The sequence below is a fragment of the Flavimaricola marinus genome (assembly GCF_900184895.1).
Taxonomy (GTDB): Bacteria; Pseudomonadota; Alphaproteobacteria; order Rhodobacterales; family Rhodobacteraceae; genus Flavimaricola; species Flavimaricola marinus.
In genome coordinates, this window is record NZ_FXZK01000020.1 from 1 (window position 1) to 16,645 (window position 16,645).

Genomic DNA, 16,645 nt, shown 5'->3' on the forward strand with positions numbered 1-16,645 from the left:
GCGGCTTGCCATGGCTCTTCGGAAAGAACGGCTTCAACCGCTCAATCTGCTCGTCGGTCAGTCAGAAAAGGTTGCTCATCATCACCCCCGTCAGTTCGGGAGCTTGACTCACGCAGGCCGGGCGGCCCCAAACCGATTTATGGGTCCTGACCCTAGTTCAAGGCAACGCGTTGCTTCAAAGTGGCAATCCAGGCGGGGCCGCATAGTCTCGCACCTGGCGAGGGAGACAGGTCAAAGATTGGGTGAAATCGGTATCTGATGGTGTTCGCACCTACTCCGCTGGGCAATCTGCTTGTTTTTCGGTGGCATATTGAACTCGCGGCGCTGGTATCCCAGAGGCGGAAGGTTTCATATGGTGTCAATCCTGACCCATGCACAACAGGCGAGATGATGACGACACTCTATGGCAAGACCCGTACCCGCAGAGACATTTCCACCTTGACCGGCGATCTCGCCGCGTTTGGCGGCGTGCGTTTGATGACCTACGGTGACGGCATCGAGCGCGGTCAGAGAGTGCTCGAGTTTCGCACCGGCTCTGGTCTTCGATTCACCGTTATGGTGGACCGGGCCATGGATATTGCCGAAGTCGATCACAATGGTCGCGCAATTGGATGGCAGGGGCCGTCGGGTTACCCGCCGGGCGGCACCATCCAACCCGAGACGGAAGACGGTCTGGGCTTGATGCGAGGCTTTTCTGGCTTTCTCGTCACCTGTGGTCTGGACCATATTCTCGGTGATGAGGTCGTAGATGCGGAGAGCTATGACTACCCGCGCCGAGACAAGGTTCGGCATGGTCTTCATGGGCGCATCTCGCTGCAGCCGACGCGGTTGACCGGCTACGGTGAGCGCTGGGATGGCGATCGCTGCACATTGTGGGCGGAAGGTGAGATACGACAGGCTGCCAACTTTGCCGAGAACCTTCGCTTGTTTCGGCGGATCGAGGTGGACCTCGGCGATGACGCGATCAGAGTTTCGGATCGCATCGTCAATGCTGGGTTCGCCGTAACCCCGCACATGTTCTTTTATCACGTGAATATCGGCCACCCGGTTTTGGAAGAGGGCGCACGTTACTTGGCGCCCATAACGGATGCGATCTGGGCCAGTCATGCGGACCGCTACGAGGCGCAGAATGTGGGATATGCTGTTGCGAGCGCGCCGAGTTTGACCTTCACCGAGCAAGTCTGGGAGCACGAGATGCGAAGCGGTAGCGATGGTCTCGTCCCCGTGGCTCTCGTCAATGACAGGATCGGTCTTGGAATCGAAGTCGTCACCCGAAAGGAGGAGTTGCCCTGTGCCTACCAATGGCAGAATTTCCGTGCCGGGGCATATGCATTGGGCATTGAGCCGTCCACACATCACGTGACGGGGAACGGAGCGGCGCGTGACCGAGGGGAAATGATCTGGCTCGATCCATTGGAGGAGCGCACCTATCACGCGACATTCCGAATCCTCGACGGAGCCGAGGCGATCTCGGCGGCCGAAGAGCGTATCAGCAGTATTGCCGTTCAACCCGCAGAACCTTACCCGGTGCCGACAGGTCGCTTTCCAAAGCTGACCGGTGCAGGTCGGCGCAGCACCGCGTAGGACTGCTCCTTCGGGCAAACTGCCTCTGACGCTGCGCAAAGAGGACGACTGCTGCATGTCGGTCTGTCTGATCGAGCCGCTGTGCCCATCTGCGGTCTACAGTCGAAACTCCGCGAAATCTCGCCCTTGATGGGAGGGGCCAATCTTGTCGATCAATGCGACATTTCGCGCGACTTCCAAGGTCACGCAAGGCACCTTGGGTGCGAGGTGCTCGGTCAAGTTTCAAATCGCAGAAGCAGATCGTAAATCTTGCTAGGAACTGTCTTGCGCGGGTCTCTCTGTGGAGACAAATTTCAATGTTTGCACGCCAGCCGACAAACCGTTTAGGGTGTGAGATACAAAGGAGATTTACGTGGCTGACTGGATAGAAGTGTGCGAATTTGATGACATCGACGAGGAGGATGTCGTGCGGTTTGACGCCGGGGATCGGACGTTCGCGGTATACCGCGATACGGACGGCGGTGTCTGGGCGACAGATGGTCTTTGCACGCACGAGATGGTGCACCTCGCGGACGGTCTGGTGATGGACGACACAATCGAGTGTCCGAAGCACAACGGAAGATTCAACTATCAGACCGGAGAGGCATTACGCGCGCCCGTCTGCGTGAACCTCAAGACCTATCCGGCACGGATCCGGGATGGGATCGTCGAGATCGAGATCTGAGGAGATCGACCATGGGAAAGAGAATGACCGTCGCTGATATGCGGGCGCTCAAGGGCAAGCGGCAGATGACAATGCTGCGGGTCACAACGATGGAGGAGGCGGAAGCGGCTGAGCGTGCCGGCATCGACATCGTCTCTGTTCCGCCTGACCTTCTGTGCCGGCCGGACTACCGCGATGCGGCGCCTTCGTTGTTTTCCATGCCCGGTGAGAATTTCTATGACATCGGCACGACGGATGATTTCATTCGTTGGGCGTTTCGAATGCTCCAGCATGACGCGGACGCCGTCTATTGCTCGGCCTCGTATGGGACAATCAAGGCAATGGCGGATGAGGCCGTCCCCGTCATTGGTCATGTCGGTCTGATCCCGTCCCGGCGAACCTGGACAGGCGGATTCAAGGCCGTCGGAAAAACGGCGGCGAGTGCGATGGAAATCTGGAATGCGGTTCAAGCCTTGGAGGCCGCTGGCGCCATCGGTGCCGAGATCGAGGTTGTCCCTGTCGAAGTGGCAAAGATGATCAGTAATCGAACAAGCCTTGTGATGTTGTCGATGGGGGCGGGTTCCGGATGCGATGCGCAGTACCTATTCGCGGAAGATATCTTGGGCGCCCACCGCGGTCACATGCCTCGCCATTCGAAGGTCTATCGCGATTTTGCCGGTGAGTTTGAGCGGCTGCAAAATGAACGCATTGCCGCCTTCAAGGAGTATCGCGAAGATGTCGAGACCAACAGTTTCCCTGAAGATCGGCACATCTTGGAGATGGACCCCGACGAATTGGCATCATTTCGCGAACAAATGGGCTAGGGCAGGCCGCACGTAGATCGGCGCCAGCAGCCAAGGTCGGTCACTCGACGAAACAACTCGAGCTGGACCTGGCTCTGATCGCTGGGCGCCGGATATTTGTTTCTCCTAGGTGAAATCGATTTGTGCCTTCATTGCCTGAGAGCGATCCGAAGCGATCTCAAACCCTTCGACGGCGCTGTCGATTCCGACGGTATGGGTGATCAAGGGTTTGACGTCGATCAGTCCCTTTCGCATCAGGCTCACGCTGGTTTTGAACTCGTCGTGAAAGCGGAACGACCCTTTCAGCGAAAGCTCCTTAGACGTGATTGTCATCATCGGCAGCGTCATGTCGCCGCCAAGACCGAGCTGCATGATCGTGCCGCCTGGGCGCATGGCATCAAGTCCGGCGGTCAGGGCTGCGGCGGCGCCAGTGCATTCGTACAGGACATCGAATGTGCCCTTATCCGGCGTGAATTTTTGAAGGCCATCCGGCTCTCGTGACATGTTGATGGTTTCGTCGGCGCCCGCGGTCCGAGCGATCTCGAGGGTGAAATCCGACAGGTCGGTCGCGACGATGTAATCCGCTCCGGCACGTCGGGCACAGATGATCGACAGCACACCGATTGGCCCGCAGCCTGTAACCAAGACCGATTTGCCAACCAAGTTTCCCGCTCTGCGTGTCGCGTGCAAGCAGACAGATAGGGGCTCTGCCATCGCCGCTTCGCCGGGGCTGATTCCGTCAGCGACGACACATTGATCGGCATCCACGTTCAAGACCTGCCGAAAAGCGCCTTGAATATGTGGCATGGGCATTGCGGAGCCGTAGAAGCGCATGTTGAGACACTGGTTCTGCGCGCCCTCAAGGCAGTATTTGCAGTGATTGCACGGGCGCGAGGGTGATATTGCAACAAGCTCGCCCGATCTCAGGTGTGAAACGCCATCACCGACGCTTATGATATGCCCGGCGACTTCGTGGCCTAGTACCATCGGTTCGCGAAGCTTGATCGCGCCAAATCCACCATGATTGTAGTAGTGAAGGTCCGACCCACAAATGCCGCCGGTCGCCATCGCGATCTGAACTTGGCCGGGACCAGGCGGATGGACGTCCTGCTCTTCGATGCGCAGGTCCTTCGCGGCGTGAATGACAAGAGATTTCATCTTAGTTCACCTTCGTCAGGAGGGGGGCGCCGGCGAAATGCGCAAGCAGGTTGTCCCGGACGAGTTTGCCCATTTCCTTGCGTGTTTCGAATGTGCCGGATGCGTGATGAGGTTGAAGCAGGACATTGTCCAATTCGAGAAAACGCGGGTTCAAATTGGGTTCACTCTCAAAAACGTCGAGCGCCGCGCTGCGGATTGTCTGGTTCTCCAATGCAGTCAGCAAAGCCTCTTCATCGATATTCGAAGCACGCGAGATATTGATGATAGAGCCTTCAGGTCCAAGAGCGTCGAGGACCTCCTTGCTCACGATATGCCGCGTCTTCTCGGAGGCGGCGAGTGTCACCACAAGAAAATCGGCATGTGCGGCAAGCGAGACGGGGTCGGGGATAAAGATCCAGTCCGGCGCGTATTCCTTGGCTTCGATATCGGCGTAGGCAATGTCGAGATCGAAACCGGACAGCCGCTTTGCAACCTCATATCCGATCCGACCAAGCCCAAGAATGCCGACTTTCTTGCCCCAGACGCGCGACTGGAGTGGGTAGAGGCCCTTTGCAGCCCAAGAGCCATCGCGCACCCACTGGGATGCACCGATAATGCTTCGAGATTGGGCAAGCAACATGGTGACGCCCAAGTCGGCGACATCCTTGGTCAGGACATCCGGCGTATTGGTTACGTGGATCCCTCGGGTCGAGCACGCATCCACATCGACGGCATCAAAGCCCACGCCGTAGACGCATACAATTTCAAGGTTTGGACAAGCATCGAGCATCTCTTGTGTGGTGCCCAGCTCTCCGCGCGTCGCTATCGCCTTGATGTCTGGGCCAACCGTGGACAAGAAGGCGGACTTGTCGTCGGCCTCGAAATACTTGTGCATGTTGAATGCCGCATCCAACGGTTCCTGATCCCACTTCGGATAGAACCCAACCTGTAGGACATTTGGTTTGCTCATCGCCCGCTCCTGTCTCGAATCAAATTGTTATCGATAACATAAACGGCGATCTTGATGGCAGTCTAGGTAGATTTCTCAGAGCCAAGGAACACGTTGACAAATTTGTTATCGTTAACATAATTGCGTAAAGAATTTGTTCTGAGAACCGAGGAACGACAAGAATGAGCATGCAACTATTTGATCTCACCGGCAACCGCGCGTTGATTTCCGGGTCATCGCAGGGCATTGGGCTGGCCCTCGCGCGGGGTCTCGCCTCAGCGGGCGCGTCGGTCATCCTCAATGGCCGGGATACGGGCAAACTGGAAGCCGCCGCCGCTACCTTGCGCTCGGAGGGCGCGAATGTCGAAATGCTCGCATTCGATGCAACCGACCACGACGAAGTTCGCAAGGCTATTGATGGCTTTGAAACGGCCACCGGCCCAATTGATATTCTGATCAACAATGCGGGCATGCAGCATCGCGCTCCTTTGGAAGATTTCCCCGCCGACGCCTTTGAACGTTTGTTGCAGACCAATGTCGCGTCGGTTTTTCATGTGGGGCAGGCCTGCGCTCGTCATATGATCGAGCGGGGCAGGGGCAAGATCGTCAACATTGCCAGCGTCCAAACCGCGCTGGCGCGGCCGGGGATTGCCCCCTACACGGCGACCAAGGGAGCGGTATCGAATTTGACAAAAGGTATGGCGACCGATTGGGCGCGTTATGGTTTGCAGTGCAACGCCTTGGCGCCCGGCTACTTTGATACGCCATTGAATGCCGCCTTGGTTGCGGACCCGGAGTTCACCACCTGGTTGGAAAAGCGGACCCCTGCTGGCCGCTGGGGCAATGTCGACGAGCTTGTCGGAACCTGCATTTTCCTGTCGTCGAATGCGTCATCGTTCGTGAATGGCACCACGGTATTTGTTGACGGCGGCATAACGGCCTCACTATGATGAAGCGTTTCATCGTCATGGGCGTTTCCGGATGTGGCAAGTCATCGATCGGTGCCGAGTTCGCAGCCCGGATCAACGCCAGGTTCCTTGATGGCGACGACCTTCATTCCGCTGCCAATATCGAAAAAATGGCCGCTGGGATCCCTCTGAATGATCAGGATCGGGCACCGTGGCTGAGCAGCGTTGGAAGTGCCTTTCAGGACGAGGAACTTCCGCTGGTCATCGGCTGCTCTGCGCTCAAGCGCACGTATCGCGACATCATCCGGCAACACGCCGGCGGTCCGGTGGCGTTCGTCCATCTTGACGGAACGCGCGAGTTGATCGCAGGCAGGATGGCTGCTCGGAAAGGGCACTTCATGCCCGATAAGCTTCTAGATAGCCAATTTGCAGCGCTCGAACCCCCAGGCAGCGATGAGGATGCGGTCCGGATTGATATCGACCAGGAGCCGGAAGAAATAGTCTCGAGGATTGTGGAGCAGTTTCTCGACTAGCGAAATGGCGCTGACACGCTGCGAAGTTGCGGCGGCACTTTCGTATTAGGGGTTGTATCGAAACCGGAGCAAGGGACATCTGATGAAGCGTAGCCCGACGATGAAGGACGTGGCAGAAGCCGCAGGCGTGTCTGTGATGACGGTTAGCCGCGCCTTCAAGGAAGATGCTTCCGTGGGCAAGGCGACGCGTCAGAAGATCCGTGACACGGCGGAACGCCTCGGCTACGTTTTTGATATGGCAGCCGCCAACCTTCGTACGCAACGCAGTGACTTTGTTGCGGTGACCATCCCTTCACTCAACAATGCAAATTTCGCGTCGACCGTTGAGGCGTTGACCTCGACGCTGAGCCAATCGGGATATCAAGTGCTCTTGGGACATACGAATTACGATATCGATCGCGAGGAACAACTCATCGCGCAATTCCTTCGGCGCCGGCCTGAGGCGATTGTCGTGACAGGGGGGCGCCACACCGAGAAAGCACGCCATTTGCTCCTGGGGGCGGGTGTTCCCGTCATAGAAACATGGGACGAACCGGAGGATCCGATTGGCCATGTCGTCGGATTCTCAAATGCGGGATCCATAGCCCTGCTGGTCGACCATCTTGTCGAAGCAGGCCGCAAAAGGATCGGCTTCATTGGCGGTGCGTCCGATAGCGATTTTCGCGGGCAGGATCGTAGACGAGGCTATCGGGCCGCAATGGCGGCGCATGGATTGCCTGCTCACCGCATCATAGGGTCCGGTGAGGTGCAACACCCGATGCAAGAAGGCGCGAAAGCGGTCATCGAGCTGTTGAAGGCCCATCCGGACACTGACGCGGTGATATGTGTCTCCGATCTCGTCGGATTCGGCGCTATGACGGAATGTCAGAGGCGCGGTATTTCGGTGCCCGGTCAAGTCGCTATCGCGGGGTTTGGAGCCTACGACATATCGGAGGTCTGCAACCCGACTTTGACAACGGTTGATCCCAAGGCGGAGGAAATCGGGAAACGGGCCGCAGAGTTGGCTCTGGCGCTTCTGCAATCTTCCAAAGATGCGATTGGCGCTCGGATTGAACCGGTGCTCAAGGTGGCTCAATCGACACTTGGAGCCTGACATCCGTATGTCGCACAAGGCCAGAAACGGGTGTTCGCGACGTGAGTGATCGCTGACCTGAGCCGGTTAACAGTCTCCATTCAAGAAGCAAAATGGATCAGGCTCCTCGGTAGTGGGGCGACTGGGTGACATAGTTAATGCCCCCACGAATCCGCGGTCTCGATAGTAGGTTTAGTCGATGCGAAATGGCTCTCGCGATTGACTGCCGTGGCTGCATGTCCTGGCAGAGCCGCCACCAGCTTCCACAAAGCACCTGATGCGACACGCATCGAGGTCTGACCATGAAGCGCCTACGCTGGACGATTTCAACGTCATCACCAAACGCAATGTCATCAAATGTGATGGATATTATCGGTTGATCGAACCGAGCCCCATACTGACGTCACCAGAAAAAGAACAGGCCAGAGGTCGGTGTGACCTTGAGCCACGACATGAACGACAGGGGAATAGCCATGCACAATAGGATTTCGAATATCCGCCACGCGCCGAAGCGCTTGCTTGCGACGGCACTGCTCGCCGGCACGATTCTAGCGGCGGGTGGCCTCGGCAACGCCGCCATCGCGCAAGAGAAGGTCGTGATCGCCGTCAGCCCGCTCGGTGCCGACTCAAACCTCTATTGGACGACCACCGGCGCGTTCATTTTTCCATCCATGCAAACTCTCGTCGGCAACGATCCCGAGACGGGGGGCTATGACAATAGCCAGCTCGCCGAGAGCTGGGAGCACAGCGACGGCTTCAAGACTTGGACGTTCAAGTTGCACCCCAATGCGACCTTCAACGGAGATTGGGGGCCTGTCACCTCCGCCGACGTCGTTCACAGCTTCAACCTGCATATCGGCGAAGACGCCAAGCTCAGCGGGATCAGCCGTTTCCGGGAAATGACCATCACTGCCGTCGACGATCACACTGTCCGGTTCGATCTGCCATCTCCAGACCCGGATTTCCTGTTCTCACATGCAGGGCGAGGATCGCTCGTCATCTATAGCAAGGCCCAGTTCGACGCCGAGGGCCTCGAAGGATACGAAACAGCGCCGGCTGGTTCCGGCCCATTCCAGTACGAAGGGCGCGAGGTTGGCCAGTCTTTGACCTTCAGCACGATCGCGGACCACTGGAGTGGCGTAACGGCCGAATTCGACCAGATCGAGTTCCGGTGGGTGAGCGAGCCATCGACACGCTTTGCGATGCTGTCCGCTGGCGAAGCGCACGCGGTCACCTTGCCCCGGGATCTGAGCGACGATGCGATGGAAGCGGGGCAAACGGTTCTGTCCTCGACCGCCGGTGCGATGCAATCGACGATGCTGTTCACCGGGCAATTCATGAACCCTGAAGCGGAAGAAAACCGGGATGCACGGACCTATGCTTGGGCGGACGTTCGGGTGCGCGAGGCCGTGAACCGGGCTCTCGACCGCGACGCCATCCTGGAAGTTCTTTATGGTGAGGGCGTTCAAGCTCTGCCGGTCTACACGATGGACCCCCGTTTCCCCGGCTATTCCGAGGAAATCGCGACCGGCTTCGACGACGCTTTCGGCTATGATCCTGAAAGGGCCATGGAGCTTCTTGCGGACGCGGGTTACCCGGATGCCTTTGACAATGCAGCCATTCCTCTCGTTGTCACGAGCCTCGCCGGAAACCCGGAGTTTGCGCAGATGGCCGAATTGGTCCAAGCGTATCTGGATGTCGTCGGGATCGAAACGGAAATGCGCGAGCAGGACTGGGCGACCGGAAACACCGCAATCCGTGGGTTTACCGCCGACTTCGTGACGCCGATGCGCAACGCTCCGGTGCGGCCAAGTGCCCTTGGCGTGCAGATTTTCTTCACTAAGCACGCCAGCCCACATCTCGACGTGGGAGACCCGGAGTTGAACGAGCTCGGTGCCATGCTGATCGATGAAACCGATCCGGCGACACGGGACCAATTGCTCCAAGACATGTTCACCCGGATATTCGAGACCTACGCGCATATCCCCATGGCTTCCGTGCCGGCTTCCGTAGCTGTGAACAGCGAGCTCGTGGAGGGTTGGACTTTCCCGGGGTCAACATCCTCGGGGCTGAGCCACTACCACCTGATCGACTTGAAATAGAGTCGTTCAGTCTTAGCGACGGGGCCTCATCCGAGGCTCCGTCGATCCCTCTCTACTCCAATTGCCTCAAGGAATGAACGGTTGTTGCTATACCTCACGCGCCGCATCGCCTCGAGCTTGTTCGCCCTGCTGGTCATTTCGGTCATCGTCTTTCTGTTGTCGCATCTGTCGGGCAGTCCGGTCGATGCGCTCCTTCCCGATGACGCCACGCAAGAACAAGTCGACAGCTTCATCCGCGAGTGGGGGTTGGACAAACCCCTCTGGCAGCAATACCTCACCTTTCTGGGCAACGCGCTACAGGGGGACTTCGGGACCTCGCTCAAATGGCCGGGCGAGGACGCCATGGGTTTCGTTCTGGATCGGATGCCGGCAACCCTGAAGCTCGGTGGTTTGGCTATCTTAATAAGCGTCGTAATTGCTCTGCCGCTCGGCATCGCTGCCGCGGTTTACAAGGGATCCCCAATCGACTCGCTTGCACAGGTCTTTGCCTTGCTCGGCCAATCGATGCCGAACTTCTGGTTGGGGATCATCTTGATCTGGGTCTTCTCGGTCTGGCTGGGATGGCTGCCGACTTCGGGAACAGGGACGTTTGCCCATTCCATTCTGCCAGCCATTGCAATCGCATGGTTTCAGGTCTCGGCCCTTGCGCGACTGACAAGGTCCTCGATGCTGGAAGTGTTGGACGCGGAGTACATCAAGCTTGCACGCGTGAAGGGTGTCTCCGAGACCCAAGTGATTTGGAAACACGCACTGCGCAATGCAGCAGTCGTCCCGCTGACCTACTTTGGTATTCTGGCCGCTTCGATCCTGACCGGATCTGTCGTGATCGAAACCGTGTTCTCCTGGCCCGGAATGGGATGGGTCGCAATCGAGGCCATCCGGGGGCGTGACTTCCCGGTCGTTCAGGCCGTCATCATCGCCTACGCCGTCATCTATATGCTCTCAAACTTGGTGGTCGACCTTCTCTATGTCGTCGTCGACCCGAGGATCCGACATGGCTGAAACAAGTCCCAACGCGCCAATAGCCCCAACGTTTTGGAGCAAAGCTTCCGACCTCCCGCTTATCCCGATTGGATTGCTACTGATTGTCTTTATCATCCCGGCATTCTTTGCCCAGTGGATCGCTCCGCACGATCCATATGTCCCCAACCTCGGCGCGCGCCTACAGCCGCCCGTCTTCTTTGGCGGCACGTGGGAATACGCACTCGGCACCGACAGGTTGGGCCGCGACATCCTCAGCCGGATCCTCCACGGTGCGTGGTATGTGCTGGCCGTTTCGATGATTGGAATCGCGGTCGGCGTGGTCGTGGGCACCACTCTGGGGCTGGTTGCCGGCTATGCGCGCGGCTGGTTCGACGGTCTAGTCATGCGGCTCGTCGACATTTCGCTGGCGCTGCCCGCGATGTTGCTCGCGCTGGCACTCGCCGCGGCGATCGGGGCGAGTTTCCTCTCGGTCGTGGTTGTCGTCGGGTTCGCTCTTTGGGCCTACTTCGCGCGGCAGGTGCGTGCAGAGGTCTTGCTTTTGCGAAACAGCGATTTCGTGGCCAGAAGCCAAGTGGCAGGAGCGTCGCACGTCCGTATCCTGTTTCGCCATATCTTGCCGAACGTGACGAACACTGTCGTCGTCCTCGCGACGCTTCAGGTCGGCATTGCCATCATGCTCGATGCAAGCCTGAGTTTCCTCGGTATCGGCATTCCACGACCGACACCGACATGGGGTCTGCTGGTGTCCGACGGGCGCGACTTCATTGCGACCGATTGGTGGATTTCCTTCTTTCCGGGCCTCGCCATTCTGCTGACCGTGATGTCGGCAAACATGCTGGGCGACTGGCTGCGCGAAAGACTCGACCCTCGGCAAAGGCAGATTTGAGATGACACAATCGCAAGACGCGCCGCTCCTCGAGGTCAAGGACCTTCGAGTTGAGATTTCGACAAAGGCAGGTTCGTTCTTTCCGGTCAACGGACATAGCTTCAGTGTCCGATCCGGCGAAACCCTAGGCATTGTCGGTGAATCCGGTTCAGGCAAGTCGATGACCGCGATGTCGCTGGTCCGACTGCTGCCAAAACATGCGGCCCGGATCACGCAGGGCAGCATCAAGCTGAACGGACGCGAACTGTTGTCGCTGTCGGAGGCAGAGATGCGCAAGGTGCGTGGCAGCGAGATCGCGATGATCCTGCAAGACCCGCAGACCTCTCTGAACCCGGCTTTCACCGCCGGCCAGCAAATCTCCGAAGCGTTGCGTTTGCACTCACCGGGGCCACGAAGCACGCTCCGGGCCCGGGCAATCGATGCGCTGCGTAAGGTCAAGGTCGCGGCACCGGAACATCGCGTGGACAATTACCCGAGCGAACTGAGTGGGGGTATGCGGCAACGCGTCGTCGGCGCCATTGCAATCTCATGCGAACCCAAGATCATCATTGCGGACGAGCCGACGACCTCGCTCGACGTGACTGTGCAGGCGCAGTATCTGCGGCTCTTGAGCGAACTCCAGCAAGAGACCGGCATGGGGATCATCTTTATCACCCACGATTTCGGTATTGTCGCCAACCTGTGCCACAAGATTGTCGTGATGTATTTCGGCAGGATCGTCGAATCCGGGACGGTGGAACGGATTTTCGCTCGGCCGGCGCATCCCTATACCGAGGCGCTGATCGGCGCGGTGCCAAAGTTGCGCGGGCACAAGGGCCGGTTACGCACCATTGAGGGCCAACCTCCGATTCCGACAGAGCCGCTGTCGGGATGCCCTTTCGCGCCGCGATGCGAGAAGGCCGACAATCGGTGTTTCAACGAACTGCCTCCCACGGTCGATGCCGATGGTGATGGTGAACATTTGGCAAGCTGTTGGCGGGTTTTGGAACAATGAGCAACACACCGATCCTCCAGGTCGAGAACCTGTCCAAGCACTTTGATGTGCAGACCGGCTTGTTGCGGCGTGAAAAGAAGACCGTAAAGGCGGTGACTGGGCTCAACTTCGATATCAACGTCGGCGAAACACTCGCACTGGTAGGTGAGTCGGGCTGTGGCAAGACAACGACGACGCGGCTGCTATTGCGACTGCAAACGCCGACGGCCGGGCAAGTGCGCTATGATGGCGAGGATATCTTTCAGTTGAAAGGCGCAGCACTGAAATCCTATCGCTCCCGCGTTCAGGCTGTCTTTCAGGATCCTTGGTCATCGATCAATCCGCGCGTCCGCATTCACGACTTCGTATCAGAGCCATTGATCGTAAATGAAAAACTATCAAGTTCTGAGGTCGACCGCCGGGTGCATGAAGCGCTCGATGCGGTGGGCATGCGGCCACAGGATGCGCGCAAATTCCCGCATGAGTTTTCAGGCGGACAGCGACAGCGAATTGCTATTGCCAGCGCGATCGTGTCACGACCCCGGCTCATCATTCTCGATGAGCCCGTGTCGGGATTGGACGTTTCCATACGGTCGCAAATCATCAACTTGTTCAAGGATCTGCAGGCCGAGTACGGGTTGAGTTACATTCTGGTGGCGCATGACCTCGCGACGACTCGCTATCTCGCGGACCGGGTTGCGGTGATGTATCTTGGTCAGATCATCGAACAGGGCCCGGTCGATGACGTCTTCGATGCCCCGGCGCACCCATATACCGAGGCGCTTCTATCGGCCGCGCTATCCGCCGATCCAACCGAGGCGCGCACCGAGATACCGATGAACGGCGAGGTCCCATCACCCTTGAACCCGCCGAGCGGTTGCGCATTCCATCCAAGATGTCATCGCAGGTTGGGCGCGGTGTGTGACGTGAAAAGCCCGACCCTGCAGGCCTACGGTCCACACCACTCGGTAAGTTGCCATCTGCACGATCGGCAACCAACAGCCTGAACTCCAATTCCACCGATTGCATCCGGCTGCTTGGTCCAAGACGGACCAGCGCCGGTCAATCACATCACCACGAAAAGAGAGAGACCAATGATCATCACAGCTGTGACCAATGAAGTGTATCCGGATGCAACCCCAGATGGGTTGCCGAAGATATTCGGCCGGGCAAAGAGCGCGGGTGTCAGCTCGTTCGAGATGCGCATCGTCGAAGGCAAACGCTTTCCGATGTTTGATCCCGAGGCTTGGGAACGGCTGAAGGCAAATTCAAAGGAATTCGGAATTAGCTATACCGCTGTTTCGCCCGGTTTGTTAAAAGCGCCATTGCGCAGCGAATTGATGCAGCTTCACTCAGATCATTTGCTTCCGATGAGCCTTGATCTGGCCGAAGCAATTGGCGTCAAGACGTTGATCCTGTTCGGGCCGACGCGTGCGGTGCCGGAAATGCCGGGCGAGTTTGAAGAAGTGGTGGCTCTGATAAGCAAGGCAGTCGATCAGGCCGTTGCGCGCGGGTTCACCGTGCAGTTGGAGAACCTGCCCGGAAGTTGGGCCGATACTTCGGATGCTTGCCTCGCCCTTCTAGAGGCGGTCAACAAGCCCGAGTTCGGATATGTCTGGGACACCGGCAACCTCTACGAAGCTGAACAGCAGCATTTCAAGGCCGGCTATGAAAAGCTCAAGCCATATATCCGCAACGTCCATCTCAAGGATGGCGGTTTCGTTGACGGAAAAATGGTCTGGATGCGCTATGGAGAAGGCGTGACAGACGTCAAGGGACAGGTCGAGACCCTGATCGCGGACGGCTACGAAGGCACCCTGGTTCTTGAGGCGGCGTGCCAGCCGCATGAGCTCGACGATTTCCCGACCTCTATGGCATATCTCAAATCGATCCTGGAATAAGTCCACTCAAACAGAAAGGGCGGCCCATGAGGTTTTCATGGGCCGCCCTTTTTGTCTTGCCGACCAGCGATTTATTTCAGGGCGGCGCATGCCTCCGCGATCTTGCCACACGCGGCTTCGATCTCCTCCATGGAGGTCGCGGTCGAAATCCGGAAATAAGGCTCCAGGCCATAGGCACCCCCGTGAACCGAAGCCACTCCGGCGGATTCGAGCAGATAGAGCCCGAAATCCAGATCGTTCTCGATTAGCTTCCCATCCGGGGTGGTTTTCCCTATGGCGCCGGCACAGCTGGGAAACAGGTAGAACGCACCGTCCGGTAGTGTGCAGCTCAATTCAGGAATGGCATTGATCAGCTCATGTGCGCGGTCACGGCGCGCACGATAGACCTTCACAGCCTCTTCGACACCGGATTGATCCGCGGTCAACGCATAGGCTGCGGCCGCCTGGCTGACCGAAGACGGGCAAGATGACATCTGCGACTGCAACTTGTTGATCGCATTGATAAGATCCAACGGCCCGACTGCGTAGCCGATCCTCCAGCCGGTCATCGCATAGGATTTGGAGATCCCGTTCGAGACCAATGCTTGCCCCTTCAATTCCGGGCAAACACCAAGAATGCTGGATGGCTTGAAATCCGCATACCAGATCCGGCCGTAGATTTCGTCGCACATGACCAGAACATGTGGATATTTGACGAGAACGTCTCCAAGGGCCCGAAGCTCGTCCGCGGTGTAGGCCGCACCTGTCGGGTTCGATGGCGAATTCAGGATCACCCACTTTGTCTTGGGAGTTATTGCGGCTTCAAGCGCCTGTGGTGTCAGCTTGAACCCGACGTCCTCTCCGCAGGTGAGGATGACGGGAGTTCCACCATTCGCGATCACCATATCAGGGTAGGAAACCCAATAGGGCGCGGGGACGATGACTTCGTCCCCCTCTTCGACGGTCGCCATCAGAGCAACGAAGAGAACCTGTTTGGCTCCGCCGCCGACGCAAATTTCATTGAGTTCGCAGTCGATATTCAGGCGCGTCTTGAAATCGTGCTGCACCGCCTTGCGAAGTTCTTCTGTCCCATTGACGGGCGTATACTTTGTATCGCCGGCATCGATGGCCGCGATTGCGGCATCTTTGATGGTTTGCGGCGTGTCGAAGTCCGGCTCACCCACCGTAAGGTTCAGGATCTCTCGACCTTCGGCTTTGAGATCGCGTACTTTTTGCGCCGCAGCTGTCGACGGGGACACTCTGATGTTGGTAACGCGCGAAGCGAGTTTGATACGTGTCAAGGTCGTGTTCCTGCTTGTTTGAGGTTGGGTGCAATGACCCAAGGTGGCGGGCGGCTCCCCGACTCTGATAGAAGCGGGAGCCGCCGGTGGTCGTGTCTACTTGTTCCCGGTGAGGATAACGTCGTCGCCGACGCGTTTGGCTGTGCGCAGCCCGCCAGGCACCTGGAGTGTCGGCAGCAGTTCGATCATCCCGATATTCACATACTGCGGTGTTCCAAGAGCGTATTCGACGGCGTCGGCCACGTCGGACGTCTGCGGCATCTCCATGCCTTCGAAATATTTCGCTTTCGCTTCTTCCGGACTGATCTTTTCGACACGGGCAAAGATATCGGTTTCGACGCGACCCGGTGAAATTTCGGTCACCCGAACGCGACGCCCGAAGGCATCCACGCGCAACTGCCGGGAAACGGTATGCATGGCCGCTTTTGTGGCGTGATAGGCGATGTGCCCGCCAAACTCATATAGTCCAGCCATCGACGTAATATTCACGATGTGGCCACTGTCACGCTCCATCATGCCGGGCAGCAACATCCGGCAGAGATGCAGCCCCGCACGCAGGTTTACATTAATCTGTTCGTCAATGTCGTATGCGTCGGATTGCAGGATGCTTCCGGGCCGCGAGACACCGGCGCAATTCACGAGGACATCGATCTGCAGCCCCTCGACGAGTTCGGTGATTGCGGCTGTATCAGCGACATCGACCGTGTGCGGGATCACGCCGCAAAGCGCTTCCAATTCCTTGAGCTTTTCGCTGTTCCGTCCAACAGCATGAACGGTTAACCCCTTGGCCCGAAGTCTTTCGGCAATTGCCCAGCCCATTCCTGCAGAGGCTCCGGTGACCAGCGCCGTCTTATATTCTTCGAATGCCATTTTGGTTTCCTTTTTTACGC

The 16,645-nt window shown here is 57.9% G+C and carries 16 protein-coding genes; 12 read left to right on the plus strand and 4 right to left on the minus strand.

The features are described 5' to 3' along the window. Nucleotides 1–258: 258 nt before the first annotated feature. The 3 genes from LOM8899_RS21610 to LOM8899_RS21620 all read left to right on the plus strand — a co-directional run bounded on the left by LOM8899_RS21610 (nucleotide 259) and on the right by LOM8899_RS21620 (nucleotide 3,051). The gene (locus tag LOM8899_RS21610) at nucleotides 259–1,584 is read left to right on the plus strand and encodes an aldose 1-epimerase family protein (RefSeq protein WP_245820704.1); all 1,326 of its coding nucleotides are present in this window, start codon (nucleotides 259–261) and stop codon (nucleotides 1,582–1,584) included. Between the two features lie 352 nt (nucleotides 1,585–1,936). Then, the gene (locus LOM8899_RS21615; RefSeq protein WP_093994326.1) at nucleotides 1,937–2,248 is read left to right on the plus strand and encodes a MocE family 2Fe-2S type ferredoxin; all 312 of its coding nucleotides are present in this window, start codon (nucleotides 1,937–1,939) and stop codon (nucleotides 2,246–2,248) included. Between the two features lie 11 nt (nucleotides 2,249–2,259). Beyond that, nucleotides 2,260–3,051 carry a 3-methyl-2-oxobutanoate hydroxymethyltransferase gene (locus LOM8899_RS21620; RefSeq protein WP_093994327.1) on the plus strand — a complete coding sequence of 264 codons (792 nt, stop codon included), beginning with the start codon at nucleotides 2,260–2,262 and terminating at the stop codon, nucleotides 3,049–3,051. A gap of 105 nt (nucleotides 3,052–3,156) precedes the next feature. Here LOM8899_RS21620 and LOM8899_RS21625 read toward each other — a convergent pair whose 3' ends face one another. After that, entirely contained in the window at nucleotides 3,157–4,188 is a 1,032-nt protein-coding gene (locus LOM8899_RS21625; protein ID WP_093994328.1) for an L-idonate 5-dehydrogenase, read from the minus strand. A gap of 1 nt (nucleotide 4,189) precedes the next feature. After that, nucleotides 4,190–5,137 (minus strand): 2-hydroxyacid dehydrogenase, encoded by a 948-nt coding sequence (locus LOM8899_RS21630; protein ID WP_093994329.1) that lies wholly within the window; start codon nucleotides 5,135–5,137, stop codon nucleotides 4,190–4,192. A 161-nt stretch (nucleotides 5,138–5,298) separates the two neighbouring features. Between LOM8899_RS21630 and LOM8899_RS21635 the strand changes: the two genes are divergently transcribed. From LOM8899_RS21635 to LOM8899_RS21675, 9 genes are all read left to right on the plus strand, one after another. Further along, entirely contained in the window at nucleotides 5,299–6,066 is a 768-nt protein-coding gene (locus tag LOM8899_RS21635; RefSeq protein WP_093994330.1) for an SDR family oxidoreductase, read from the plus strand. Further along, nucleotides 6,063–6,557 carry a gluconokinase gene (locus tag LOM8899_RS21640; protein WP_093994331.1) on the plus strand — a complete coding sequence of 165 codons (495 nt, stop codon included), beginning with the start codon at nucleotides 6,063–6,065 and terminating at the stop codon, nucleotides 6,555–6,557. Before LOM8899_RS21635 ends, LOM8899_RS21640 begins: the two co-directional genes overlap by 4 nt. A gap of 82 nt (nucleotides 6,558–6,639) precedes the next feature. Continuing rightward, entirely contained in the window at nucleotides 6,640–7,650 is a 1,011-nt protein-coding gene (locus tag LOM8899_RS21645) for a LacI family DNA-binding transcriptional regulator (protein ID WP_245820706.1), read from the plus strand. 452 nt (nucleotides 7,651–8,102) lie between these two features. Next, nucleotides 8,103–9,731, plus strand: coding sequence for an ABC transporter substrate-binding protein (locus tag LOM8899_RS21650; protein WP_168770625.1), 1,629 nt, complete (start codon nucleotides 8,103–8,105; stop codon nucleotides 9,729–9,731). 84 nt (nucleotides 9,732–9,815) lie between these two features. Further along, on the plus strand, nucleotides 9,816–10,733 hold the full coding sequence (locus tag LOM8899_RS21655; RefSeq protein WP_245820708.1) for an ABC transporter permease: 918 nt from the start codon (nucleotides 9,816–9,818) through the stop codon (nucleotides 10,731–10,733). Beyond that, the gene (locus LOM8899_RS21660) at nucleotides 10,726–11,601 is read left to right on the plus strand and encodes an ABC transporter permease (protein WP_093994335.1); all 876 of its coding nucleotides are present in this window, start codon (nucleotides 10,726–10,728) and stop codon (nucleotides 11,599–11,601) included. The genes LOM8899_RS21655 and LOM8899_RS21660 overlap by 8 nt, the downstream gene beginning before the upstream one ends. A gap of 1 nt (nucleotide 11,602) precedes the next feature. Beyond that, nucleotides 11,603–12,595, plus strand: a complete 993-nt coding sequence (locus LOM8899_RS21665) for an ABC transporter ATP-binding protein (protein ID WP_093994336.1) — start codon at nucleotides 11,603–11,605, stop codon at nucleotides 12,593–12,595. Next, nucleotides 12,592–13,581 (plus strand): ABC transporter ATP-binding protein, encoded by a 990-nt coding sequence (locus LOM8899_RS21670; protein ID WP_093994337.1) that lies wholly within the window; start codon nucleotides 12,592–12,594, stop codon nucleotides 13,579–13,581. Before LOM8899_RS21665 ends, LOM8899_RS21670 begins: the two co-directional genes overlap by 4 nt. Nucleotides 13,582–13,668: 87 nt before the next feature. Further along, nucleotides 13,669–14,475 carry a sugar phosphate isomerase/epimerase family protein gene (locus LOM8899_RS21675; RefSeq protein ID WP_093994338.1) on the plus strand — a complete coding sequence of 269 codons (807 nt, stop codon included), beginning with the start codon at nucleotides 13,669–13,671 and terminating at the stop codon, nucleotides 14,473–14,475. A 71-nt stretch (nucleotides 14,476–14,546) separates the two neighbouring features. On the opposite strand, the gene LOM8899_RS21680 is transcribed toward LOM8899_RS21675, so the two are convergent. Both LOM8899_RS21680 and LOM8899_RS21685 read right to left on the minus strand, forming a co-directional pair. Then, a complete protein-coding gene (locus tag LOM8899_RS21680) occupies nucleotides 14,547–15,755 on the minus strand; it encodes an aspartate transaminase (protein ID WP_093994339.1) in 1,209 nt (402 codons plus the stop codon). A gap of 96 nt (nucleotides 15,756–15,851) precedes the next feature. Further along, nucleotides 15,852–16,625 (minus strand): SDR family oxidoreductase, encoded by a 774-nt coding sequence (locus tag LOM8899_RS21685; RefSeq protein ID WP_093994340.1) that lies wholly within the window; start codon nucleotides 16,623–16,625, stop codon nucleotides 15,852–15,854. Nucleotides 16,626–16,645: the final 20 nt, after the last annotated feature.